6 protein-coding genes are annotated in these 6000 nt (G+C 42.1%); 2 read left to right on the top strand and 4 right to left on the bottom strand.

What is annotated here, in order from left to right; translation table 11 throughout:
* The first annotated feature begins 734 nt into the window (after positions 1 to 734).
* Positions 735 to 1355, top strand: a complete 621-nt coding sequence (locus R8N49_RS20790) for a LysE family translocator (RefSeq protein ID WP_186585445.1) — start codon at positions 735 to 737, stop codon at positions 1353 to 1355.
* Between the two features lie 15 nt (positions 1356 to 1370).
* Positions 1371 to 1637 carry a hypothetical protein gene (locus R8N49_RS20785; protein ID WP_186585446.1) on the top strand — a complete coding sequence of 89 codons (267 nt, stop codon included), beginning with the start codon at positions 1371 to 1373 and terminating at the stop codon, positions 1635 to 1637.
* Between the two features lie 58 nt (positions 1638 to 1695).
* Here R8N49_RS20785 and secF read toward each other — a convergent pair whose 3' ends face one another.
* The 4 genes from secF to R8N49_RS20765 form a co-directional block, all read right to left on the bottom strand.
* Positions 1696 to 2598, bottom strand: a complete 903-nt coding sequence (secF, locus tag R8N49_RS20780; protein WP_005373567.1) for a protein translocase subunit SecF — start codon at positions 2596 to 2598, stop codon at positions 1696 to 1698.
* A gap of 2 nt (positions 2599 to 2600) precedes the next feature.
* Entirely contained in the window at positions 2601 to 4439 is a 1839-nt protein-coding gene (secD, locus tag R8N49_RS20775; protein WP_186585447.1) for a protein translocase subunit SecD, read from the bottom strand.
* A gap of 164 nt (positions 4440 to 4603) precedes the next feature.
* Complete coding sequence (locus tag R8N49_RS20770; protein WP_005373572.1) at positions 4604 to 5083, bottom strand: hypothetical protein; 480 nt, start codon at positions 5081 to 5083, stop codon at positions 4604 to 4606.
* Positions 5084 to 5251: 168 nt separating this feature from the next.
* The gene (locus tag R8N49_RS20765; protein WP_138940091.1) at positions 5252 to 5920 is read right to left on the bottom strand and encodes an SH3 domain-containing protein; all 669 of its coding nucleotides are present in this window, start codon (positions 5918 to 5920) and stop codon (positions 5252 to 5254) included.
* Positions 5921 to 6000: the final 80 nt, after the last annotated feature.

The following is a 6000-nucleotide window of genomic DNA, read 5'->3' as shown; positions in this document are numbered from 1 at the left end:
GAGCGTACCACTTTCAGTAGTTGACTTCCTCTTCTACACCTATCCATGAATGTCGCACTTATTATCTGAAATCGGGTTCTTTTGACAACCAATCCCGTGCTGCCTTTATTTTAAGTTAACCTAGAAATATTACATTTCAAATAAAAAACTCACCCAATTGCATAAGATTGATTTAGATCTCATTACCCGTGAAATGTTATAAAATGGTTAATTTTACATAAGTCATTGTTTTAAATCACACTTCCACAAAAGCCACTCCAACAGAAATAGAAACATAATTATTAAATATCATGAACTTACATACAGAATGGTAGACGTTACATTGTGTCATGATTTAAGATCTGAATTTTAAGCCTATATGATTACAACAAACTTGAGATTAGAATAATAATTCAATTATCAGTAAAAATAATTATCAAACATATCATTTAATTACTGCATTTAATGACAATTTAGTTATCAACTCGATTATTTTAATACAGTGAGAATTAATAACGATAAAATATAAGAAATTAAATATATTCAATCTAAAAATGATATAAGAGCTTGTCTCATACTGGTGCATTACGCACTATTATGACGCATAGATTAAAATATAATTTCATTTTAAATTTATATATTCGAAGAACATCAACTAGCTACTAGTGAAAGTAATCGCTCGCTTTGTAGTAGCATCCTTTTCCACTTTGCACTATCTTTGTGGCTTCTCTTTAATCACTAAATCATCAACAGATATGAATCTTGCATTGCTCAGTATGTTCATCCCTACTTTCTTTTTTGTCTCAATCACGCCTGGTATGTGCATGACTCTCGCCCTAACGTTAGGTATGAGTATCGGTTATCGTCGCACGTTATGGATGATGATAGGAGAACTTCTCGGTGTCGCGCTGGTGTCAGTCTCTGCGGTGTTAGGTATCGCTGCGATTATGCTCAATTATCCTTGGATGTTTATCGCGTTAAAGTTCATTGGTGGCGGTTATTTACTCTATCTTGGAATTGAAATGTGGCGGTCGCGAGGGAAACTTGCGATTAATGTCGACAACTTAGAAACACCAAAGAGTGACAATATCGCACTTATCATGCAAGGCTTCGTTACCGCAATCGCAAACCCAAAAGGCTGGGCATTTATGATTTCTCTTTTACCGCCTTTTATAGACCAAAACGCAGCACTTGCACCGCAACTGATCATACTTGTCTCCATTATTTTACTGTTTGAGTTCATTTGCATGTCTCTGTACGCTACTGGTGGTAAAGGGTTGAAACACGTATTAGGTCAGTCTAAGAATGTACGCCTAATGAACCGTATCGCAGGCACTTTAATGATGGGAGTTGGTGTCTGGTTGCTACTAAGCTAAGGCAAACTGGAAACAATGAAAAATATTCTGAATAAAATCGCTAAAGTCATGGGTGAAGTATTGGACTTTCAAGCCCGAGTTTGGGTTGTGAACGTCTATAGCGGTGAGCATAAAGGCGAGTCTTATGTCGTTAATGAAGATGCTTTCTCTGTACCTCTTCAGTGGATGAAGAAGAAAGGCTACCAAGAGTCGATGTTGAATAAAGTCGAAGCAATGAAGCGCTCACAAGTCTTAGAGTTCGATTTGGGACTTGAGAAACATCGTCTGATGCGCGTGAAATAAGCACAAGAAAGCGCCACTCAAGATGAGTGGCGCAAGCACTTTTACCTTAAAAATAATGCTACGGCGCTGCGTCAATCTCAACTGGAAGATAATGTTTCGGCTCCAGTTTCAACCACTCCGGCAGCACAGTACCAATCGAAATCGAAGACCATGTACCCGACAGAACGCCAATAAACATGGCGGTTGAGAAACCAGCCAAAGGCGCTCCTCCCATAATCCATAATGCACCAACAGTGATCAATGTCGTACCAGATGTCACCATAGTGCGTGAAAACGTCGCGATAACAGCTTGGTCATTGATGTCTTCTGTTTTCCAACTCTGTTTCGCAATCAACAGCTCACGGATTCGGTCTGCAATGATGATCGAGTCATTCAATGAGTAACCTAAAATTGCTAACACCGCTGCAAAAACGGTTAAGTTGAACTCCATTTGAGTAATTGCAAAGAAACCAAGCACTAAGATCACATCATGGGCCAAAGCAAATAGTGAACCACTCGCTAAACGCCATTCAAAACGGAAACACAAGTAACCGAGAATACTCAACACACAAATCAACAATGCTAAGCCACCTTGTTCAAACAAGTCTTGGCCAACTTGAGCGCCAACTATACTGTTGCTGACAACATCAACTTGGTGAGAGATTGGCTTCAACACCTCTTCTACACTTGGCAACGTTTGTCCATCTTCCGGCGCAGAGTAACGAATCACCCAACGGCCATCTTCACCAGAGCGTGTCACTGACGCAGATTCACCAAGCTTTGGTTGCAGAACGTCAAGCAGATCATGGTTAGTTAGCTGCTTATCTACCTTTACTTCTGTCACCATACCGCCAGTGAAGTCCAAACCTAGGTTCAACCCTTTAAAGCCTAGAGCGACGATCGCGATCACCGTTAAAATGATGGAAACTAGCGTAGTAAAGTAGCGAATTTTACGAATATTTTGTTTTAGCATTTCGACCATGATTAAACCCTCACATCACGACGGGCATCGCGGCCCCAAATTAAATTGATCATTGCTCGAGAGGCAAATACGCCTGTAAACATACTGGTTAACAAACCTAATCCGAGTGTTAAGGCAAAGCCTTGGATTGGGCCATTACCGATGGCGTACAAAATCACGGCGGTGATCATGGTAGTAATGTTGGCATCAAGGATGGTCGAGAATGCGCTGTCAAAGCCAAGGTCAATCGCTTGAGCGAAGCTGCGACCTTCACACATTTTGTCCTTAATACGTTCGAAAATAATAACGTTGGTGTCCACTGCCATACCGACGGTTAACACTAAACCGGCAATACCCGGAAGCGTTAGAACCGCTCCTGGTAACAAGGCGATTAAGCCAAGCAAACAAAGCATGTTGGCACAAAGCGCCACGTTTGCTACCCAACCTAAGCGGCGGTACCAAAGTGCCATAAAGGTCAGTGTTAAACCCATACCTAAAGCCAGTGCTGCAAAACCGTTTTCAATGTTTTCTGCACCCAGAGAAGCACCGATTGTTCGCTCTTCCACAATAGTAACCGGCGCAGTTAGTGAACCCGCTCGAAGTAATAGCGCTAACTGCTGTGCATCGTCCATGCTACCTGCACCAGTAATACGGAACTGGCTACCAAGTTGAGATTGAATAGTTGCGACGCTGATAACGCGCTCACTACGCTCAGTTACACCGCGATCGTTTGTTTTGTACTCTCGGTAAACGGTCGCCATTGGCTTGCCGATGTGAGTTGCTGAGAAGTCACTCATTTTCTTACCACCAGCGTGGTCAAGAGAAATATTTACCTCTGACATGCCCATTTTGTCGACACCAGCACGAGCGTTCACGATGTGCTCGCCCGTTAGAACTGGTCGTTTTGCCAAAATCACAGTACGACCGTCATTATCTTGAAGAACAAGATCTTGGCTGCTGTGTGCTTGGCTCGCATCTTTCACTTCATAAAACGCCAAGCTTGCTGTTGCACCAATAACGTTTTTCGCTTGAGCAGGATCTTGTACACCAGGGAGCTCAATTCGAATGCTCTCTTTACCTTGGCGTTGCACTAGTGCCTCTGTGATACCAAGTTCTTCAATACGACCACGCATGATCTTCAGGTTTTGTTGAAGAGTCGACGATTGAAATTCTTGGATATTTTGTTCACTCGGTTCAAGCACAAAGCCACGAGATGAACTTTTTGAAATCCAGCCCGGGTAGTTTTGACGCAAAAACTTGTTCACTTCCGACAATGCTTGCTCGCTGTCACTGTTTACCGTAATTCGGTTGCCACTTTCTGCTCGAACTTGCACACCACGAACACGTTGATCACGTAGGTTCGCTTTGATTTCATCAATCAATGCATCACGTTGTTCTTCAAACGCTTTATTCACATCAACATTCAACAGAAACTGAACGCCACCACGAAGGTCAAGACCGAGCTTAATTGGGCTAAAGCCCATCTCATTCAACCATTCTGGCGCAACCGATACGTATGAGAAAGTGATGCTGTCGTCTTTATTTAGCTCTTTGTTTAACAACGCACGAGCTTTACTTTGCGCATCTTCACCATCGAATACAATGGTTGTTTTGCCGTCTTTTTCGATGATTTTGTCGGCTGAAATATGGTTGGTTTTTAGCAGTTGATTCAGATGAACAACCGACATTTCACTGTTGTTTTGATCCGCAAACGTCAACTGGATAGAAGGCTGTTCGCCAAACCAAGTTGGTATAGCACTTAGGGTTAAAATAATGACTGTCGTGATTAATACGACATATTTCCAAGCTGAGTAGTGATTCATCAGCTTTCTGTTCTTTTGCTGCTTTGGCGTTTTTTTCATGTAAACATCATCCCTTCACAATGAAGTGAAGCTTTTAATAACAAGGCTTAACACACGACAGATGCTCCCAGAATAAATTCAGGGTATGAAATGCTCAGAACGCTCACGTCCTGTCGAATACAATCGTCGTGTTAAGAGTGCACAATGGTGCAAATAGATGGTGTTTAGGCAGAAAACTGACTATTGAGTGCGACGTACATGGCATTGGTCTCTTTCCAACCAGAAATGCGATGATCGCTTGTGAAATGATAAAATGTGGACTGGTTGTGACGCCAGTTAATGTCCATCAAGCTGTATGCGTAACCCGCATCAGCATAAAACGGAGTAGTGAGATCGCCGACAAAATCTACGTGCTCGTCATCAAGCCCTTCCCGTAAGTAAGACGTCCAGCGCTGAGAGTTAAACAAAGCAACGGAATCGAGACTTGCATGGCCTTCAGATACTGGAGATTGAGAGCTTTCTTCTGAAACTTCAGAAAAATCGACGGAAGAGTTTGGCGATACACTTACGGCTACAAAAGGTTGTAGCTTAGAAAAGTGCGGTACGTGAGCCTTGTGGTCGATTTGCGCAGCAGATACATGCACTGGTAGCAATACCATTGCAAATAGCAGCAAAATCAACTTTCTAAGGTAAATCCAAGGCATAGGAACTCACTAAAAACACAAAGAGCCAAGTTAGGTCACTTGACTCGTTGATAGTATTCCTATTGATTATGGTTCACAACTAAAAAGTTATAAATCTCTGATTTCAGGTTTGCATCGTTATTGCATTTATCAAAACGTCTTTAGAAAACTAGTGTAATTGGTGGTGAGTTATCGATAAAAAATATCGCCCTTATCAACATCTAAGTAGATCTTGTTCTCTTGCTCCAAACCGCCACAATAGATGAAGTAAACGTTGCGCTTTTTGAACGTCACAGAACGAACCCAGCCTCCGAGCTCCTCAAAATCACTCGGATCACAGGTTTCATCGTCTAACAATTGCTGTGTTTTCTTACGGAAAATATCCAAGTGAACTTTTAAATCATCCGACTTCTGTAGGTATTCATCCAATATCTCTAAGCGCTCTTGCTCTTTAATAACTGGCTCTGCATCAGATAACCCTTCAGCATTCAACCATTCGGCTTTTTCTTCTCCACCCTCTTCATAGACAAGATAGCCGGAGATTCGGTACCACCCATCTACTTTTTCTAACACCGATACTTTTTCTCCCTTATAGAGCGTATCGACAACTAAAGCATTAGGGTTAGGCTTATTGTAAACATTGACACGACGCTCAATAACGTAGTACTCGGTAACTTCCGGGGGAACGGCTTCTAAATCCAGAATCGGTTTGGATGTTTCTTTTTGCAGTGACGATTGCTCGACTTGTGTAGTCTTTGGTGCTTCAGGTTCATCTTTCTGCATAAAGAAGAAATAGTATCCAGCCCCCGCTCCGCCGAGCAACAGCATGACAATCAATGCGACGAGAATTTTCTTCATGCCCTTTTCCTTTTCATTCTTTATTCTTATCCCACCAGCAGCACGCATGTCGTAGAAATTTGGGTATATACTCAAAAGAG

It is taken from the genome of Vibrio sp. 1978 (genome assembly GCF_033344345.1).
The sequence above is the reverse complement of the archived record's forward strand: the minus strand, read 5'-3'. Positions and strand labels throughout refer to the sequence as shown.

Bases quoted from the DNA above. Each gene is read 5' to 3' on its own strand.
- R8N49_RS20790 (WP_186585445.1), top strand. From the start codon at position 735: ATGAATCTTGCATTGCTCAGTATGTTCATCCCTACTTTCTTTTTTGTC.
- R8N49_RS20785 (WP_186585446.1), top strand. From the start codon at position 1,371: ATGAAAAATATTCTGAATAAAATCGCTAAAGTCATGGGTGAAGTATTG.
- secF (WP_005373567.1), bottom strand. From the start codon at position 2,598: ATGGTCGAAATGCTAAAACAAAATATTCGTAAAATTCGCTACTTTACT.
- secD (WP_186585447.1), bottom strand. From the start codon at position 4,439: ATGAAAAAAACGCCAAAGCAGCAAAAGAACAGAAAGCTGATGAATCAC.
- R8N49_RS20770 (WP_005373572.1), bottom strand. From the start codon at position 5,083: ATGCCTTGGATTTACCTTAGAAAGTTGATTTTGCTGCTATTTGCAATG.
- R8N49_RS20765 (WP_138940091.1), bottom strand. From the start codon at position 5,920: ATGAAGAAAATTCTCGTCGCATTGATTGTCATGCTGTTGCTCGGCGGA.